Origin of the sequence: Kitasatospora sp. NPDC004669 (assembly GCF_040609455.1) — a bacterium.
In the GTDB taxonomy this organism is placed as follows: domain Bacteria; phylum Actinomycetota; class Actinomycetes; order Streptomycetales; family Streptomycetaceae; genus Kitasatospora.
Genome location: NZ_JBEXKB010000218.1, coordinates 1 through 1,513 on the forward strand (window position 1 = coordinate 1; position 1,513 = coordinate 1,513).

The 1,513-nt window shown below is 73.2% G+C and carries 1 protein-coding gene; it reads right to left on the reverse strand.

The window, feature by feature from the left end:
- Positions 1-1,513, reverse strand: a 1,513-nt coding sequence (locus ABZW30_RS46985) for a condensation domain-containing protein (protein WP_355677492.1), incomplete at both ends; no start/stop codon positions are given.

Consider the following 1,513-nt stretch of genomic DNA (forward strand, 5'->3'; position numbering starts at 1 on the left):
TGGTAGACCACGCCGGTGTGGAAGGCGTCCTCCGTACCGAGCGAGCCCAGCACCTTCAGGTGCGCGGCCAGCAGCACGCTCTTCAGCGAGGTCCGCGTCCGGGCGGCCAGCTCCCGCAGCTCCTCCGTCAGGTCGGCGAAGGAGGCGTGAGCCCAGTGCCGCTCGGCCGCCACGTCGGCGTCGTCGGCCCAGGTCTCGGGGAGCTGGAACGGGGCGTGCCGGCCGACGACGTCCTGCCAGAAGGCGCGGTCCTGCTCGGAGGCCAGCGACTCCAGCTCGGCCGCGATGAAGTCCGCGTACCGGACGGCCGGCGCCTCGAAGGCGGGCAGCTCACGGCCGTCACGAAGGTACTGGTAGCACTCCACCAGCTCCATCAGCAGGCTGTTGACCGTCCAGCCCTCGGTCACCGCGTGGCAGTGACTGAGCGTCAGGCGCCAGGCCTCGTCCGACTCCAGGTGCACCGCGAGCCGCATCAGCGGCGCCACGGCCAGGTCGAAGCCCTCGGCCCGGTCCTGCTCGGCGAACGCGCGGCCGCGCTCCTCGCGCTGCTGCTCGTCCAGACCGCGCCAGTCGTACACGGTGAGCGCGAGCTCGGCCTCGGCGTGGACCAGCTGGAGCGGCTGGGAGTAGCCACTGAGCGCCACGGCGGTGCGCAGCAGCTCGTGCCGCTGCGACACGACGGCCACGGCCTCGCGCAGCGCGTCCTCGTCGAACGCCCGGGTGTCCGGGATCCGGAAGGAGTTGATGTTGTGGTAGGCCGACTCGCCGCGCTCCTGGGCGGCCAGCATCTCGACCAGCATGCCGGTCTGCACCTGGGACAGCGGGTAGGCGTCCACGACGCCCGCCGGCAGCGCGGCCCGGTCCCCGTCGCCGATCAGGGCGAACGGTTCCACGGCCGAGACGAGGGACTCGCCGCCCCGGCCGGTGAGACCCGCCGCCATCGCGGCGATCGTCCGTGACTGGAACACGTCGCGGATCGAGACGTCGTAGCCGGCGGTGCGCAGCGCACCGACCAGGCGGACGGCACGGATCGAGTCGCCGCCGAGGTCGAAGAAGCTGTCCTCGACGCTGACCTTCTCCAGGCCCAGCACCTCGCCCCAGACCTCGGCGAAGCGCCCCTCCACCGGGGTGCGCGGCGCGACGTGCCGGGAGGCCGCGAACGCCGAGCGGTCCGGCGCGGGCAGCGCCCGGTGGTCGAGCTTGCCATTGGGGGTCAGCGGGATCGCCTCGACCGCGACGTAGGCGGCCGGGACCATGTAGTCCGGCAGCGAACCGCGCAGGTGGGCCCGCAGGTCGGCGGCGTCCGAGCCGCTCTCCTCGGCCGGGACCACGTAGGCGACCAGGACCTTCTCGCCGTCCTCGGAGGTGCGTGCGATCACGGCAGCGCTGCCGACGCTCGGGTGGGCGCGCAGGGCGCTCTCGATCTCGCCGAGCTCGATGCGGTAGCCGCGGATCTTCACCTGGCCGTCGATGCGGCCGAGCGACTGCAGGGTGCCGTCGGCCAGTCGGCGGG